Source organism: Rahnella rivi, assembly GCF_019049655.1.
Classification (GTDB): domain Bacteria; phylum Pseudomonadota; class Gammaproteobacteria; order Enterobacterales; family Enterobacteriaceae; genus Rahnella; species Rahnella rivi.
In genome coordinates this window covers 62,399-79,506 of the sequence record NZ_JAFMOX010000047.1, presented here as the reverse complement: position 1 = coordinate 79,506, position 17,108 = coordinate 62,399, and the positions used below count along the sequence as shown (strand labels likewise).

15 protein-coding genes are annotated in these 17,108 nt (G+C 55.1%); 10 read left to right on the top strand and 5 right to left on the bottom strand.

Features of this window, described 5'->3' with window-relative positions; translation table 11 throughout:
• Nucleotides 1-12 precede the first annotated feature (12 nt).
• Together nirD and nirB are read right to left on the bottom strand one after the other, a co-directional pair.
• Complete coding sequence (nirD, locus tag J1779_RS04390) at nt 13-363, bottom strand: nitrite reductase small subunit NirD (protein ID WP_056775329.1); 351 nt, start codon at nt 361-363, stop codon at nt 13-15.
• A complete protein-coding gene (gene nirB / locus J1779_RS04385; RefSeq protein ID WP_217202944.1) occupies nt 360-2,912 on the bottom strand; it encodes a nitrite reductase large subunit NirB in 2,553 nt (850 codons plus the stop codon). The genes nirD and nirB overlap by 4 nt, the downstream gene beginning before the upstream one ends.
• 211 nt (nt 2,913-3,123) lie before the next feature.
• Between nirB and J1779_RS04380 the strand changes: the two genes are divergently transcribed.
• The 8 genes from J1779_RS04380 to argD all read left to right on the top strand — a co-directional run bounded on the left by J1779_RS04380 (nt 3,124) and on the right by argD (nt 11,096).
• Nucleotides 3,124-4,407, top strand: a complete 1,284-nt coding sequence (locus J1779_RS04380; protein ID WP_217202943.1) for a cytosine deaminase — start codon at nt 3,124-3,126, stop codon at nt 4,405-4,407.
• A 144-nt stretch (nt 4,408-4,551) separates the two neighbouring features.
• The gene (gene ppiA, locus J1779_RS04375) at nt 4,552-5,118 is read left to right on the top strand and encodes a peptidylprolyl isomerase A (protein ID WP_056775319.1); all 567 of its coding nucleotides are present in this window, start codon (nt 4,552-4,554) and stop codon (nt 5,116-5,118) included.
• 136 nt (nt 5,119-5,254) lie between these two features.
• Complete coding sequence (locus J1779_RS04370; protein ID WP_217202942.1) at nt 5,255-6,778, top strand: helicase HerA-like domain-containing protein; 1,524 nt, start codon at nt 5,255-5,257, stop codon at nt 6,776-6,778.
• Nucleotides 6,779-7,020: 242 nt separating this feature from the next.
• Nucleotides 7,021-8,226, top strand: a complete 1,206-nt coding sequence (locus J1779_RS04365) for an aldose 1-epimerase family protein (protein ID WP_122097310.1) — start codon at nt 7,021-7,023, stop codon at nt 8,224-8,226.
• A 96-nt stretch (nt 8,227-8,322) separates the two neighbouring features.
• On the top strand, nt 8,323-8,493 hold the full coding sequence (locus tag J1779_RS04360) for a YhfG family protein (RefSeq protein ID WP_072158094.1): 171 nt from the start codon (nt 8,323-8,325) through the stop codon (nt 8,491-8,493).
• Nucleotides 8,483-9,085, top strand: coding sequence for a putative adenosine monophosphate-protein transferase Fic (locus J1779_RS04355; protein ID WP_122097311.1), 603 nt, complete (start codon nt 8,483-8,485; stop codon nt 9,083-9,085). The genes J1779_RS04360 and J1779_RS04355 overlap by 11 nt, the downstream gene beginning before the upstream one ends.
• Nucleotides 9,086-9,180: 95 nt before the next feature.
• Nucleotides 9,181-9,756, top strand: a complete 576-nt coding sequence (locus J1779_RS04350; protein WP_136374712.1) for an aminodeoxychorismate synthase component II — start codon at nt 9,181-9,183, stop codon at nt 9,754-9,756.
• A 122-nt stretch (nt 9,757-9,878) separates the two neighbouring features.
• Entirely contained in the window at nt 9,879-11,096 is a 1,218-nt protein-coding gene (argD, locus tag J1779_RS04345; RefSeq protein WP_217202941.1) for a bifunctional acetylornithine/succinyldiaminopimelate transaminase, read from the top strand.
• Between the two features lie 161 nt (nt 11,097-11,257).
• Here argD and J1779_RS04340 read toward each other — a convergent pair whose 3' ends face one another.
• Nucleotides 11,258-13,333: a YccS/YhfK family putative transporter gene (locus tag J1779_RS04340; RefSeq protein WP_217202940.1), complete on the bottom strand. Its 2,076-nt coding sequence runs from the start codon at nt 13,331-13,333 to the stop codon at nt 11,258-11,260.
• A 61-nt stretch (nt 13,334-13,394) separates the two neighbouring features.
• Nucleotides 13,395-14,027, bottom strand: a complete 633-nt coding sequence (gene crp, locus J1779_RS04335; protein ID WP_056775291.1) for a cAMP-activated global transcriptional regulator CRP — start codon at nt 14,025-14,027, stop codon at nt 13,395-13,397.
• A 362-nt stretch (nt 14,028-14,389) separates the two neighbouring features.
• On the opposite strand from crp, the gene J1779_RS04330 reads away from it, so the two are divergent.
• On the top strand, nt 14,390-14,797 hold the full coding sequence (locus J1779_RS04330; protein WP_122097314.1) for an OsmC family protein: 408 nt from the start codon (nt 14,390-14,392) through the stop codon (nt 14,795-14,797).
• A gap of 1 nt (nt 14,798) precedes the next feature.
• On the opposite strand, the gene J1779_RS04325 is transcribed toward J1779_RS04330, so the two are convergent.
• Nucleotides 14,799-15,710 (bottom strand): LysR substrate-binding domain-containing protein, encoded by a 912-nt coding sequence (locus J1779_RS04325; protein ID WP_136375010.1) that lies wholly within the window; start codon nt 15,708-15,710, stop codon nt 14,799-14,801.
• A gap of 192 nt (nt 15,711-15,902) precedes the next feature.
• On the opposite strand from J1779_RS04325, the gene J1779_RS04320 reads away from it, so the two are divergent.
• Nucleotides 15,903-17,093 (top strand): MFS transporter, encoded by a 1,191-nt coding sequence (locus J1779_RS04320; protein ID WP_217202939.1) that lies wholly within the window; start codon nt 15,903-15,905, stop codon nt 17,091-17,093.
• The last annotated feature ends 15 nt before the right edge of the window (nt 17,094-17,108 follow it).

Below are 17,108 nucleotides of genomic sequence, written 5' to 3'. Positions count from 1 at the left end.
ACGGTGCGGAGTTTAACAGCGCTCAGCCTGAAGACGGGCGGTATTGATTTCCACATTCCCGTCGCGCACGCGCACGTCATAGGCCGGGATCGAATACTGATCGTCTTCCATGCACAAACCATCGCTCAGGCGAAAATGCTGTTTTTTCAGCGGGCTTGCCACCCACAGCTCGCCCTGATGCTCCGCGATAATTCCGCGTGACAGCACACTGGCCTGCGCAAACGGGTCGAGGTTCGACAGGGCAAAGATCTGCTCGTCAGCGTAAGGGCGGAACAGGGCAACCTGCTGATCGCCCGCCAGTGCGCAGACACCACAACCCGGTAAGATCTGCTCAACAGAACAAAGCGTTAACCACTGGCTCATAATACTTCCTCCCCGTCGGCGAGTTGTTTCACCGGGATACGTTCGTCAGGACGCGCCGGACGATGTTGCTGACGTTCACCGACGAACTGCACGTTCGGGTCACGCTGGCTGCTGTTGATAAAGTGGCTAAAGCGGGTTTGCGCCGCCGGGTCGTTCAGCGTTTCCTGCCATTCACACACGGCTGATTCCCGCAGGCGTGTCAGCTCGGCTTCCAGCTGATCGTTCAGGCCCAGTTTGTTGTCGATGATAACTTTACGCAGGTAAACAATTCCGCCTTCAAGGTTGTCCATCCAGACCGAGGTGCGTTGCAGCTTATCGGCGGTGCGGATGTAGAACATCATGAAGCGGTCGAGATAACGCAGCAGAGTCTCGTTATCCAGATCGGCTGCCAGCAAATCACCGTGGCGCGGTTTCATGCCGCCGTTGCCGCAGACATACAGGTTCCAGCCGTTTTCCGTCGCAATAATCCCGACGTCTTTGCCCTGTGCTTCAGAACATTCACGGGTACAGCCGGAAACGCCGAATTTCATCTTGTGCGGCGTACGGATGCCTTTGTAACGGTGTTCCAGGCTGATGCCGAAACCGAGGCTGTCGCCGACGCCGTAACGGCACCAGGTGCTGCCGACGCAGGTTTTCGCCATGCGCAGTGCTTTGGCGTAAGCCTGGCCGGTTTCGAACCCGGCGTTAATCAGTTTCTGCCAGATGGCTGGCAAATCGTCTTTTTGCGCGCCGAACATCCCGATGCGCTGCGAGCCGGTGATTTTGGTGTAAAGATTGTATTCCGCCGCGATTTCGCCAATTGCCTGCAAACCTTGTGGTGTGATTTCACCGCCCGGCGAACGAGGAATGACGGAATAAGTGCCGTCTTTCTGCATGTTGGCGAGGAACACGTCGTTGGTGTCCTGCAGCGGCGTGTGCTGTGCTTTAAGCACGTAATCATTCCAGCAGGAAGCCAGCAGCGAGCCGACGGTCGGTTTACAGACTTCGCAGCCGTAGCCTTTGCCGTATTTATTCAGTAAATCGTCGAACGAACGGATGCCTTCGACGCGGATCAGGTGATACAGCTCCTGACGTGAATACGCGAAGTGTTCACACAGGTGATGATTCACTTCGATGCCTTGCTTACTCAGTTCAGCATTCAGCACCTGAGTGACCAGCGGAATACAGCCGCCGCAGCCAGTCCCGGCTTTGGTGGCCGATTTCAGTGCTGCTACGGTGTGGCAGCCGCCCTGAACCGCTTTGATGATGTCGCCTTTCGTGACGTCGAAGCAGGAGCAGATTTGCGCGCTTTCCGGCAGGGCATCGGTGCCGATCACCGCGCCGCCGCTGCCTGCGTGGGCGGGTAGGATCAGCGCATCCGGATTTTCCGGCAGCGGAATGTTGTTCAGTACCAGTTGCAGCAGATTGCCATAATCGCTGGTATCGCCCACCAGCACAGCGCCGAGCAGCGTTTTATTGTCTTCGCTGACCACCAGACGCTTATACAGCGCCTTGTTCTCGTCGAGGTACACATAGCTGCGTGCCCCCGGCGTGCGGGCGTGTGCGTCGCCAATACCGGCCACATCGACGCCTAACAGTTTCAGTTTGGCGCTCATGTCTGCGCCGGTGAACGCATTTTCGCGCCCCAGTAAATGGTCGGCGGTTACTTGCGCCATTTTGTAGCCCGGCGCCACCAGGCCGAAAGTCCGCTGATTCCACGACGCACATTCGCCGATGGCGTACACGTCCGGATCGCTGGTCTGGCACTGGTCGTTAATCACAATGCCACCGCGCTGGGCGATCTCTAAATCGCACTGGCGCGCCAGTTTGTCCTGCGGGCGGATACCGGTGGAGAACACGATAAAATCGACTTCGAGGAAGGTGCCATCGGCAAACTCCATCGTCTTACGGGCGGCGGTGCCACCCTGAACAATCTGTTTGGTATTTTTTGCGGTGTGGACGCGTACGCCCATGCTTTCGATTTTCTGGCGCAGCTGACTGCCGCCCATCACATCGAGCTGTTCAGCCATCAGGCCGGGGGCGAATTCGACCACGTGGGTTTCCACGCCGAGGTTTTTCAACGCGCCGGCGGCTTCGAGGCCGAGCAAACCGCCGCCTACCACGGCGCCGCGTTTACTGCGACGGGCACAGGATTCGATAGCATGTAAATCTTCAATGGTGCGGTAAACGAAGCAATCCTGGCCGTCGGAACCGAGGATCGGAGGCACCCACGGGTAGGAGCCCGTCGCGATAATCAGTTTGTCGTAAACCACCGTGCGGCCGCTGCTGGAGTGGATCACTTTCTCTTTGCGGTTCAGCGTGATGGCGCGTTCGCCAATCAGCACGTTGACGTTATGCTTCTCGTAGAACCCTTCGCGTACCAGTGACAACTCTTCGGCGGTATGGTGGGAGAAATAGGAGGAGAGATGGACGCGGTCATAGGCCACGCGCGGTTCTTCACAAAATACCGTGATCTCGAACTGGCCCGGCTCTGCTTTATCCAGTAAGTCTTCGATAAAGCGATGGCCGACCATGCCGTTACCAATAATCGCGAGTCTGACTTTGCTCATAATTGCCTCAATTTTGATTTTCTAAGGCTAAACATAACGCGCGCGTAACAGGGGGTATTGATGCAAATCAAGCCGCTCCCAATATACTCCTTAGGTAGTATTTGTCTGATTTTGTTAGGTTTTTATGTAACCTTTCGATTTATAAACAGTTTCGGGCTATTGTTCTGTTATTGCATTTCCTCAAACACTTTCTGAAACCACGAGGTAGAGCGTGACGAAAACCCCTTTGCGTACCATTAAAAATGTCCGGATGCCTGACCGCGAAGGCCTGTGGCAGATCGATATCGAAGACGGCGTTGTTCGTCAGATTATTTCCCAGCCTGACAGTGACGCGCAGGGTGAGCACATCCTGGATGCGCAGGGGGGGCTGGCAATCCCGCCGTTTATCGAGCCGCATATCCATCTCGACACCACACAAACCGCCGGTCAGCCCGCGTGGAATCAGTCTGGTACCCTGTTTGAAGGGATTGAACGCTGGGCAGAGCGTAAGGCGCTGCTTTCGCATGAGGACGTCAAACAGCGCGCCTGGCAGACGCTGAAGTGGCAGATCGCTAACGGCATCCAGCATGTGCGCACGCACGTGGACGTGTCCGATCCGACGCTCACCGCGCTCAAAGCCATGCTGGAAGTGAAAGCTGAAGTCGCGCCATGGGTGACGCTGCAAATCGTGGCCTTTCCGCAGGAAGGCATTATGTCCTACCCGAACGGTGAAGCCCTGCTGGAAGAGGCGCTGAAGCTGGGTGCCGACGTCGTCGGGGCTATTCCGCACTTTGAATTCACCCGCGAATACGGCGTGGAATCGCTGCATAAAACCTTCGCGCTGGCGAAAAAATACAACAAGCTTATCGACGTGCATTGCGATGAGATTGACGACGAACAATCGCGCTTTGTAGAAACCGTCGCCGCCCTGGCGTTACGTGAAAACATGGGCGAACGCGTGACCGCCAGCCACACCACCGCGATGCACTCTTACAACGGCGCGTACACCTCGCGTCTGTTCCGTTTGCTGAAAATGTCAGGTATCAACTTTGTCGCCAATCCTCTGGTGAATATCCACCTGCAGGGCCGGTTCGATACTTACCCTAAACGGCGCGGTATCACGCGGGTGAAAGAGATGCTGGAGGCGGGAATTAACGTCTGTTTCGGCCACGATGATGTGTTTGACCCGTGGTATCCGCTGGGCACCGCCAATATGTTGCAGGTGCTGCACATGGGGCTGCACGTTTGCCAGCTGATGGGCTACCAGCAAATTGACGACGGCCTGAAGCTCATCACCACCTACAGCGCCCGTACCATGAATTTGCAAGGCTATGACCTGAAGGCAGGCAATGCGGCCAGCCTGGTTATTTTAGCGGCGGAGAGTGGTTTCGATGCCGTGCGCCGCCAGACGCCGGTGCGGTTCTCTGTTCGTCAGGGCGTGGTGATTGCGCAAACTCAGCCTGCACAAACCCTCATTCATCTTGAGCAAGATTATCCCGTAGATTTCAACAGTTAAACGCGTGAAAAATCTTATGTAATATTTTGAAATAACTGAATAATTAGCCTTGAGCGTAAATAAAGGTAAAGGTCTGGCGCTGAGCGTAAAGGCTCTTTAGAATCAGTAAGATCTGCTGTTTGTATTCACGAGAAAGGAACCGTCATGTTTAAACGTACTTTAGTGGCCTTAACTGCGCTGCTATCCCTGACTGCTGTGTCGCCAGTTTTTGCTGCCGGTGAAACTCACGTAATGCTGACGACTTCAGCAGGGAATATCGAACTGGAACTCGACAGTGCGAAAGCACCGGTTTCTGTGAAGAATTTTGTTGATTACGCCCAGAGCGGTTTCTATAACAACACCGTATTCCATCGCGTAATCCCAGGTTTTATGGTGCAGGGCGGCGGCTTCTCCGCGGACATGCAGCAGAAAGCCACCAAAGCGCCTATCAAGAACGAAGCGGATAACGGCCTGCGTAACCTGCGCGGCACCGTCGCGATGGCGCGTACTGCCGATAAAGACAGCGCCACCAGCCAGTTCTTCATCAACGTGGCAGACAACGCCTTCCTCGATCACGGCCAGCGTGATTTCGGTTACGCCGTTTTCGGTAAAGTCGTCAAAGGGATGGATATCGTAGACAAGATGTCTCAGGTCAAAACCGACAACGTCGGCCCGTACCAGAACGTCCCGACAACGCCTATCGTGATCTTGTCTGCGAAAGTGCTGCCATAAGCTTTATTTCCGACCCTTTTGTTCCTTTCTATAAAGCCTCCGGATTCGGGGGCTTTTTCATGTCCATTTCTTGACGCCCAACCCGCTGACGAATAGGTTTTAATAAACGCCCCGCGCCCACGTCAAGGATAATGAAATGAGTGAAGCCCGTCTGATTGCGAAAGCCATGAGTGAAGGTCAACCGGTACAGGATCTGGTGATCCTGCCTGCGCTGGCGAACCGGCATGGTCTGATTACCGGCGCGACCGGCACCGGTAAAACCGTCACGCTGCAACGCATGGCCGAGCAGTTTTCGCGCATCGGCATTCCGGTTTTTCTGGCCGATGTGAAAGGGGATTTATCAGGGATTGGCGCCGCAGGTGTGCCGTCGGAAAAACTCACCGCGCGGCTGAATAACATCGGCGTGACCGACTGGCAGCCGCAGGCGTGCAGCATTATTCCATGGGACATTTTTGGCGAAAAAGGCCATCCGATCCGCGCCACGGTTTCAGATCTCGGCCCGCTGTTGCTGGCGCGTTTGTTGGACCTTAATGAGGTGCAGAGCGGCGTATTGCAGCTGGTGTTTAAGATTGCCGACGACAATGGCCTGTTGCTGCTCGACATGAAAGATTTGCGTGCCATGGTGCAGTTTGCCGGCGAGAACGCGAAACAGTTCCAGACGCAGTACGGCAATATTTCCACAGCGTCCATCGGAGCTATCCAGCGCGGGCTGCTGACGCTTGAAGGTCAGGGCGCCAACCAGTTCTTCGGCGAGCCGATGCTGGAGATCAATGATCTGATGAAAACCGATAAAAACGGCCACGGTGTGATCAATCTGCTGGCGGCGGATAAGCTGATTAATCAGCCGAAACTCTACTCGGTTTTTCTGTTGTGGCTGCTGGCCGAGCTGTTCGAACATCTGCCTGAAGTGGGCGATCCGGAACAGCCGAAGCTGGTGTTTTTCTTTGATGAAGCGCATCTGCTGTTCAATGACGCGCCGCAGGCATTGCTGACCAAAATCGAGCAGGTGGTGCGTCTGATCCGCTCGAAAGGCGTCGGGATTTACTTCGTCACGCAGAATCCGCTGGATATTCCAGACAGCGTGCTCGGGCAGCTCGGCAACCGTGTGCAGCATGCCCTGCGCGCCTTTACGCCGCGTGACCAGAAAGCGGTGAAGGCAGCGGCACAAACGCTGCGCGCCAATCCGGCATTTGATGCTGAAACGGCAATTACCGAACTGGGCGTGGGCGAAGCGCTGGTGTCATTCCTGGATGAAAAAGGGCGTCCTGAGGTGGTGCAGCGGGCGATGGTGATCGCGCCGGAATCTAAAATGGGCATGCTGGGCGATGACGAACGCAATAAAGCCATCAATCAGTCACCGTTGTATGGCCGCTACGAAGACAGCATTGACCGGGAATCCGCTTACGAAAAAATCACCGCACAGGGCTTTGGCACGGTCGCCACGCCGCAATCAACCGCCTCCGCCAAACCTGCGGCGGAAGGTGCTTCCGGCGGCGGACTGATGGGAGGCCTGAACGATCTGCTGTTTGGCAGCACCGGCCCGCGCGGTGGCAAACGCGACGGCGTGGTGCAGGTGGCGGCGAAAAGTATTGCGCGCGACCTGGGGCGTCAGATTTTACGTGGTGTGCTCGGCTCCATTATGGGTGGCCGTAAAAAGTAACGCTCTTCACTTAACAGGAGTAGCTGAACCGCGTCAGCTTCTCCTGTTTGATTCCCGCCTGACCTCGCATTTTTCAGTGCAACACTCCCTTTGTGACATCTCAATGTGTCGTTCAAAGCACGTTACTGTGGCTGTTTTTGATGAAAAACCCGGCGAAGTGAAGGCTGTCACGTTTTTCACCTGACGGGCTTTGTAGGCTGAATTGCTTTTGGGCTAAATCAATTCAGCAAAAAGGAGTGAATGTGAAAAAATTACTCGTAACCGGGATCGTGATGGGGCTTTTTTCGTGGCAGGCTGCTGCACAAACTATCGTGCTGACGGATGCTGAAGCCGGTACGGAACTGGGAAACTGGAAGACTGACAGCAAAAAGCTGAATCTTGCCGGCGCGGATTTCAGCATCGAACAAAAAGTACTGCATGGCGGCAAGCAGGAAGGCTCCAAAGTCATCACTATCACCAGTAAAGGGCTGACAATCGCCCTCAGCCCGACGCGCGGGATGGATTTACTGCACGTCACCGGCGATAACATTCGTTTAGGCTGGGATTCGCCGGTTCAGGAAGTGGTGAACCCGGCGTATATCAATCTGGAAAGCCGCAACGGTGTGGGCTGGCTGGAAGGTTTCAACGAAATGATGGTGCGCTGCGGCTTTGAATGGACCGGCCATCCGGTGACTGCCGACGGCATGATTTACACCTTGCATGGCCGCGCAGGCAATACGCCCGCGTCGAAGGTAGAGATTGAGATTGCCGACAAAGCGCCGTTTGAAATCACCGTACGCGGCCTGCTGAAAGAGAACACCTTTAAGAAAGCCAGGCTCGAAACCTGGACAGAGTTGCGTTACGTGCCGGGCAGTCAGTCCTGGACTATCCATGACACGCTGACCAACGCCTCTGACTATCCGCACGATTATCAGATCATCTATCACAGCAACTTTGGTCAGCCGATCCTTGAACAGGGTGCCCGCTTTATCGCGCCGCTGAAGTCCATTTCACCGTTCAATGACTACGCCAAAAAAGGGCTGACCGACTGGCAAACCTACGCCGGGCCGACCAAAGGCTTCGACGAAATGGTGTTTAACATGGTGCCGCTGGCGGATGCACAGGGCAAAACCGTGGCCGGGGTGGTCAACAAAGCGGGTGATAAAGGCGCCTCGATTGAGTTCGACACCCATCAGTTGCCGCTGCTGACGCTGTGGAAAAACACCGACACGCTGAAACAAGGTTACGTCACCGGCATCGAACCGGGCACCAATTACGCCTATCCGGTGACCATCGAACGTAAGCAAGGCCGCGTTAAACAGTTACAGCCGGGTCAGAGCACGGTGTTTGAGCTGAAATACTCACTGCTGCCGGATGCCAAAGCCGTTCAGCAGCTTGAGCAACGGGTGAAAACGTTGCAGGGCGAACAAAAAACGGAGGTCAGCGATCAACCGATCGCCGTTGAATAATCTGAGTTTATGGCGCCGCACGTGGCGCCCTTTTTTCTCTGTCTATACTTAACTCCACAAGGTATGCGCCCTAATGGCTGTGCCAGGGAGGAAACGATGGCGAAGAAAACCACGCTCAGACAGCAGGAAAAACTCTTTCGGGAACGGCAGCGGCAAAACTTTCAGGCCAGCAGCGCGCTGGATGGCCTGCAGGTTGAGGTCGTCACGTTAGATAACGACCAGATTGCACAACGTCTGGCCGAGCTGAGGGGGCACTATGAACGATAAACTGGTGGCCGGTGCCGACCCTTACTACTATCGCGGCATTAACGTATTGAAAAACAGGCTGGAAATCCGCGAGGCACACCGCCTGCGCGAAGCCGAGCTGGCCTTCACGGCATTGCGGGCGGCAGTGATGCCCCTCGGCCCCTCGGTAATGGGGCTGCCGCACCTGTGCGCCATCCATCTGTCCCTGTTTCAGGATATCTATCCGTGGGCGGGTGAGTTCCGTGAAATCGATATCTATAAAGACGACACCCAGTTTTGCCATTTCGGCTATATCGAAAAGGAAGGCAATGCCCTGATGCAGGAACTGGAAGACGAAGAGTTTCTCGTTGGCCTGCCACTTGATCAGTTTGCCGAACGGCTGGCGCATTACTACACCGGACTGAACTTGCTGCATCCTTTCCGCGACGGCAACGGGCGCGCACTGAGGATTTTCACCGAGCAGCTGGTTATCCATGCCGGTTATGACATTCAGTGGGCGAATGTCGGAAGGGAGCGGTGGATAGAGGCCAACAAAACTGCCGTGTTTGGCGATGAATCTGATCTGGTGGCGATTTTCAGCACCGTGATCAGTGAAATAGCCGACGACCACTGACTTTCTGCCGGTAAAACATTCCCAGAAAGTGCTGAAGCCTGCACGGAAAAATGCGTAGAATTGCCCGGTAAATTTTCGACTTTACCGGGAACACTATGCTGCTGCTGATCGACAACTACGACTCCTTCACTTACAACCTCTATCAGTATTTTTGCGAGCTGGGCGCAGAGGTGAAAGTGATGCGTAACGATCAGCTGACCCTCGCCGACATTGAGCAGCTCTCGCCGTCGCATCTGGTGATTTCCCCCGGCCCCTGCACGCCCGATCAGGCCGGGATTTCCCTGAAAGCCATTACGCATTTCTCGACGCGCTTGCCGGTGCTTGGCGTATGCCTTGGGCATCAGGCGATGGCACAGGCATTTGGTGCGAACATCGTGCGCGCCCGTCAGGCGATTCACGGCAAAACGTCGCCCATCCGCCACACCGGCAACAGCGTGTTTAGCGGGCTGAATAACCCGCTGACCGTCACGCGTTATCACTCTCTGGTGATTGCACCCGACACGCTGCCAGACTGTTTTGACGTCACCGCGTGGACAGAACGTGAAGGCGCCCGCGACGAAATCATGGGCATCATGCACAAAACCCTTCCGCTGCATGGCGTTCAGTTCCATCCGGAAAGCATTCTGAGCGAACAGGGGCACCAGCTTCTGAATAATTTCCTTAAAATCTAATCAGTTAATTCTGCCGAAAAAATTACTTACCCATCAGGTGCGATTACCGTTTGCCTGTTTGTGATTTTTTATGCATATTTTGTGATTATATTTTCATGTTAACGGCAGTGAGGGAAAGGGTTATGGCAGAAAAATCAGCGGTAGACCGGAGCACGTTCGACAAAGTGATTTTGCCGATTTATTCACCTGCTAAATTTATTCCGGTGAAAGGTAAAGGCAGCCGCGTGTGGGATCAGCAGGGCAAAGAGTATGTTGATTTCGCCGGGGGGATTGCCGTGACGGCGCTCGGGCATTGCCATCCTGCACTGGTGAAAGCATTACACGAGCAGGGCGAAACGCTGTGGCACGTGAGCAATGTGTTCACCAACGAACCCGCGTTGCGACTGGCTCAGAAGCTGATCGACGCCACCTTTGCTGACCGCGTATTTTTCGCCAACTCAGGCGCGGAAGCCAACGAAGCGGCCTTTAAACTGGCGCGCTACTACGCCTCGCACCGTCACAGCCCGTACAAAAGTAAGATCATCGCTTTCCATAACGCCTTCCATGGCCGCACGCTGTTCACCGTGTCTGTGGGCGGTCAGCCAAAATACTCCGACGGCTTTGGCCCGAAACCGGCTGATATCGTCCACGTGCCGTTTAACGATCTGGACGCCGTCAAAGCGGTCATCGACGATCACACCTGCGCCATTGTGGTTGAGCCGGTACAAGGCGAGGGCGGAGTGACGCCTGCCACCCAGGAATTCCTGCAAGGTCTGCGCGAGTTGTGCGACAAACATCAGGCGCTGCTGGTGCTGGACGAAGTACAAAGCGGCATGGGCCGCAGCGGCAAACTCTTCAGCTACATGCATTACGGTGTGACGCCGGACATTCTGACCACCGCCAAAGCGCTGGGCGGCGGCTTCCCGGTTTCAGCGATGCTGGCAACCGAAGACGTGGCCTCCGTGATGGAACCGGGCAAACACGGCACCACTTACGGCGGTAACCCGCTGGCCTGCGCCGTGGCTGAAGCGGCACTGGATATCATCAACACCCCGGAAGTGCTGGCGGGTATCGACGAGCGTCGCGAGAAATTCATCATCGCGCTGGAGGCCATCAACCAGAAATATCACATCTTCAAAGAATTCCGCGGTCAGGGATTACTGATTGGAGCCGAGTTGTCGGATGCCTTCAAAAACCGCGCGGGCGAGTTCCACGCCGCCGCCGCTGAATTCGGCCTGATGATGCTGGTCGCGGGACCGAATGTAATGCGGTTTGCACCATCGCTGGTTATCGACTTCGCGGATATTGAAGAAGGGATGCAGCGGTTTGAGAAAGCGGTGGGGAAAGTTTGCGGGGGGTGAGCCCTGCTAAATCGCTGGTTAACACCGAAATGTACTCAGTCGGTTTTAACCAGCGGCGAGTGCGCGCCTCCACACCGAGAAACCGAAATAGCGCCAGTCTGTTTTAAAAGACAGGCAGGCTGCAAGCCAGTAAAAACGGGAGTTTGAAAGGGCATTCCCCTTCACGCCTTGCGCGTCAGCCAGATCCCATGATGCGGCCTCTGCTTCCACGCCAGTGACGAAATCGTATGCATCACGCTGAGATGCGAAATTACGCGTCGCAGGTGGCGTTCCATCTCGGTCAGCGGCATATCCGGGTGCAGTTCAGGCGCATTGAACAGATTGTTCTCGCTGCCCGGCCCGTCGTAGAGCAAGCGTTGCTGACAGCTTTGCAGCGCGATTTCGCAGGTCTGTAAATACTCCGTCGCCAGTTTTTCCGGCAGCATGTAATGCTCGCGGGCGAGAATGGTCATCGCGTTAATATGCTCGACCACAAACTGGCTGTGCGTTACCCACAAACGCATATCCGTCAGATAATGCGAGTTAAACCCCGGTTCCTGCATCGCCTGATTCAGCGAGGTAAACAGCTTGTTGTGGGCCTGATTGACCTGCATTCGGGCGTATGCCAGTTTGGCGGTATCCGGATTATCCTGCAGTAACAACCGGATCGCTTCCTGATCGGCTTCCAGCGCCTGATGGGCATTTTGTCGCAGCAATCCGCTCTGCCACTGAGGCCACAGCCAGATCGTACCGCCGAAGGCGAGGGCGCAGCCGATCAGGGTATCGATAAGCCGGGGCACCAGAAAATGCACGCCATTCATCGCCAGAAGCTGGAGCGTATACACCGCCGTCACCGTCATACCCACCATCGCCAGCCCGTAGTTTTTCCGCAACACTGTGTACGATATCAGCGTAATCACCAGCATACACAGCAGCGTGACGCCCTCGGGCAGCTCCAGTTTCAGCAGGGCAGCGGCGATCAGCAATCCCGCCAGCGTGCCGAGCGCACGGTGCTGAATGCGCACGCGTGTGGCGTTATAACCGTTCTGACTGACCAGCATGATGGTCAGCAAAATCCAGTAAGGTTTCGGCAGATTGAAGAACAACCCGAGGCTGCTGCCTAACGCCAGAATAATGCCGAGACGTGCGGCATTGCGCAGGGCAATGGATTTAAAGGACAAATAGCTTTTCAGTGCGGGCCAGAAAGGCAGGCGCGGCTGAGTATTCATCAGATCGCGCCGGTACAGTGGCCTCTGGGTACGCAGCAGGCGTGCGATGCGGCTGAAATGGTAATAACAGAACTGGCCGACCGGATTATCCGGATTGCGTGCTGCAATTTTCTCCAGCGCCGCCAGTTCGTTCGCCATGGTAAAACGCCCGGAAAGACGGTGGTAAAGAATGTCGTCAGCAATCACCCGCAGACGGGCTGAAATCACCTGAGCATTACGGCGGATCACCGCTTCCGCATGGCTCTCTTCCACCAGCTTTTGCACTTCTTCCGGCTGATGCAGGCTGACGGTAATGTGCTCCTGCAAATCCAGTGCCACCTGAAAACGCTGAAACAGCCGCTTGTAGTGATGATGATGTCCGTGCTGCGGCAGCATGTGCAGCTGCTGATAAAGCAGGGCGATAAGATCGATGACCTGTTGCTGGCGCTTGAGCAGCGGCGGCAATGCGGTTTCAGGGTCAGTATGCTGCGTCAGCAGGCTGTATTTGGCTTCGAAATAATCCGCCAGTTGCAAATACAGCTGACTGAGGGTTTCGCGCATCGGTTGTTCTTTTGATATGCGAAACCACGCCCAGTTAAACAGGCCGTACCAGGCGGTGCCTGCGGCAAACAGCGCGGGTGCCTGCCACATCGGCCTGACGCCCACCATGCTCAGGGTAAAGATGGTCGCCACTAAAGCACCGGGCAACAGACGCGCATGGAGCGGGCTGATTTCGCCGGTGACGCCAAGCAATAATGCCAGCGACAGCATGATCAGCGGCAGCGGGAGGTGCCACCCGGTCAGCATCACTTGCAGCAGAATGCTGCCCAGCGCAAACAGAGCACCACCAATAATGAGACGTTTGAAAAAGCGTTTGTGGGGAGTATCAAGACCGGCGACGTTACAGCAGGCAGGGCAGAGGGAAAACAACAGGCCCATTTGCAGATTCCCAAACAGCCAGCAGAGGCCGACCGGCAGACATAACACCAGCGTCTGACGCAGTGCATAGTTCACTTCGGGATGATAAAACAGCCTTCGCCATAGCGTCATGGATGAAGCTTAGCCCATAAAAAAGGCGCGACAGTAAGCTGTCGCGCCTTTTTTTGAGGGATTAACGTGTGCCGTAAACGACAATCGTTTTACCGTGTGCGGAGATCAGGCTCTGATCTTCCAGCATCTTGAGAATGCGGCCGACGGTTTCACGGGAGCAACCGACGATCTGACCGATTTCCTGGCGGGTAATTTTAATCTGCATCCCGTCCGGGTGGGTCATGGCATCTGGCTGTTTGGCCAGATTCAATAAGGTCTGAGCGATACGGCCCGTTACGTCGAGGAAAGCAAGGTTACCGACTTTCTCTGACGTCATTTGCAGACGGTTTGCCATCTGCGCGGAGAGGCGCATCAAAATGTCCGGGTTAACCTGAATCAGCTGGCGGAATTTTTTATAAGAAATTTCAGCCACTTCGCAGGCAGTTTTAGCACGTACCCAGGCACTGCGTTCCTGACCTTCTTCGAAGAGTCCCAGCTCGCCGATGAAGTCACCTTGGTTAAGGTAGGAAAGTATCATCTCTTTGCCTTCTTCATCTTTAATCAGGACGGCAACCGACCCTTTCACGATGTAGTACAGCGTTTCGGCTTTTTCACCCTGGTGAATCAGCGTACTTTTAGAAGGATACTTATGTATATGACAGTGAGACAGGAACCATTCAAGTGTCGGGTCTGTTTGTGGCTTGCCGAGAACCATTTGCTATTATCCTCTGTTATTATCGCTGCCCAAAATCACAGGGCTCAGAGTTCCCTGTACGGCGTCTGAATATTAATGCGCCCTATCAGCATGTAACTCACCAGAAATGCTGCAAGCGGATGTCGGAGTGAAACAGCCTGTTAATTGCTGTTATCACCTTGGGTTCTGTTCTTAAACCGCGAAAACCGTCACCGCAATTTACTGGAAAGTATGTTTCGGCTTTGTTTGTAACACAGGTTTGCAATGCTGTCTTGTGTTGTCTCGCTTCAGCATGATGGCGATCGGGTTACGTTGCCAGTTTTTAGGTGAAAGGGTACTCTGGGGTGAAAATTTGATGAATAAGAACGCCAGGAGATAAGCAAATGCACGCACGCGTAAAATGGGTGGAAGGTCTGACGTTTTTAGGTGAATCCGCGTCGGGTCATCAGGTTTTAATGGACGGGAATGCCGGTGATAAAGCGCCGAGTCCGATGGAAATGTTACTGATGTCCGCTGGCGGCTGTAGCGCGATCGACGTGGTGTCGATTTTGCAAAAAGGCCGCAGCGATGTCCGTGACTGTGAAGTGAAACTGACGTCAGAACGTCGCGAAGAAGCACCGCGTTTGTTCACACACATCAATCTGCACTTCATCGTCACCGGTAAAGACCTGACTGACAAGGTTGTGGAGCGCGCCGTCAGCCTGTCAGCTGAGAAATATTGTTCCGTTTCTCTGATGCTGGGCAAAGCCGCCTCGATCACCCACAGTTTCGAAGTGGTTAACGTCGAATAAGTCACGACCAGTCATACGTCTGGCACTGATGACGAAGTAAATCCAAAAATCGCCGCGCGGCAAACGTCAGCGGCGATTTTTGCGAATAAAGTACGCAGTATTCCGCCTGTGGCAGGGTGTCGATATTGAGCAGACACAGCTTATCCTGCAATCCGAAAGGCGCCCGCATCGCCCGCGCAACAATGGTCAGGTAATCTGACTGCAACACCATATTTAGCCCGCACACCACCGAATCCGTTCGCACCGGCGTTTCTGCGAACGGCGGATGCAATCCGCCCATCGAAAGCTGCAATTGCGGGTAATACCCCATGTCCGTTTCCGGCAGTACCCAGCGCGCCTCATGCAGTTCCTCAAGCGAGGTGGCGTGTGCCAGCGGATGACCGCGCCGCGCGATGATGCCAAACGGTGCGCTAAACAGCGGTTCGCGCACCAGATCCTCCAGCGGAAAGCCCGGCCCGACGGTGCCGACGGCAAAATCCAGCCTGCCTTCGCGCAGCGCCGGTAACAGCACCGAAAGCTGACCTTCTTTGATCAGCAATTTCGACTGCGGAAACTGGGTTTTGAACCCCTCATTCAGCGCCGGAAAAACCGTCAGCGCCAGCAGTGAAGAAAAACCTATCGCCACCGACCCCTGCGAATACTGATTAATCTGCTGAATTTCTTCTGCTGCGCGTTCCAGTTCTTCAAGGATGAACTGCATCCGCTGGGCAAATGCGCGTCCGGTTTCGGTCAGCGCCATGCCCTGATTGCCGCGCACAATCAGCTGCGTATCGAGGGTGTGTTCCAGTTCCCGCAACGTTCTGCTGACCGCCGGTTGTGACTGATTCATCGCCCGCGCCGCACCGCGAATACTGCCGCTGCGGATAACCTGCTGGAAAACCTTCAGTTGCTGTAATTTCGGCAAATAGCGCATCCCGATCCCTATCAGTAAAAAGCATCACCCGCCCAAAAATTGCATCTTATGGCCGCACTGTAAAGCTGATAGCGTCAGGGTTGTTAAAATAATGCGTTGTTATTCAGTTGATTACGTGACGTATGTCGCATTTTATCTTTCGCCCGACAGTGAGAACTTCTGACGTGGTGATAACAAAAAGGGATATCCGCTATGAAAAGTCGTTCCCTGATGATTTTCCTGCTGTTCGTGGGCTATGTCGTGGTGTATATCGACAAAACGGTGATGGGCTTTGCGCTGTTGCCGATAGAGCGCGAATTTACTCTTCAGCCGCAGCAACTGGGCTACATCACCGGGATGTTCTTCCTCGCCTATTCGCTGTTTCAAATTCCCGCCGGCTGGCTGAATGACCGGTTTGGCTATAAAAAAGTGCTGGCGATATCGTTGTTCCTGCTCGGGGGCTTCGCCTTATGTTTCGGCGCACTGGGCTTTGGTCTGGGGCTGCTGGTGACGTTTCGCTTTCTTTCAGGCATCGGCCATTCTGGTTACCCCTGTTCCTGCGCAAAAGCCGTGGTATCCAACTTCGCCCTCGAACAACGTACCTTCGCCCAGTCCATTCTGCTCTCCTCCGCCGGGCTGGCGATGACCGCCGGGCCGCTCATCGCCGTCCGTGCACTCGATACCCTCGGCTGGCGCGGATCGTTCTCGATTCTCGGTCTGCTGGCCTTTGCCATTGCGGCTGCGATTGTCCTGCTGGTGCCTGATCCGCCGAAAGCGCAGGCCCGTACAGGGGCGAAAACCGGATATCGTGAGTTGCTGAAGAACCCGATTGTTTTACTGCTGTTCGTCTCGATTTTCTGCATCAACATTCCTTCTTATGGCCTGATGGCGTGGCTGCCGAAGTATCTGGTGCAGCAGCGGGGCATGTCGCTCGACGTCTCCGGGATGGTGGTTGCCACCGGCGGGCTGGGGATCTGGATTTCGTCGCTGGCGACAGGCTGGCTGGTCGGGCGTTATATGCAGGGCAACGAGCCGAAAGTGATTTTCTGCTGCACCTTGCTCAGTGCCGTGTGCATCTGGCTGGTGTACACCTCAACGTCGGCGGTGACCGCCGGTTTATGTCTGTTCCTCGGCTACGTTTTCCTGATGGCGTCATTTGTTACGGTCTTTACGCTGCCGATGAAACGCCTGCCCGCTGAGGTGATGGGGGCGGCGATGGGGCTGATTAACACCGGCGGAACACTCGGCGGATTTGTGGCACCGATAGCGATGGGATATCTGATCAGCGTCAGTCACGGATATCTCTCGACGTTTGTTTTTCTGGCGCTGGCGATGGTGGTTGCCGGTCTGGCGATCCTGCCGCTGGCGATGAAACCGCGCGCAACGCTGCGTGATGCGGCTTAACTGAGGAGAAGTGTG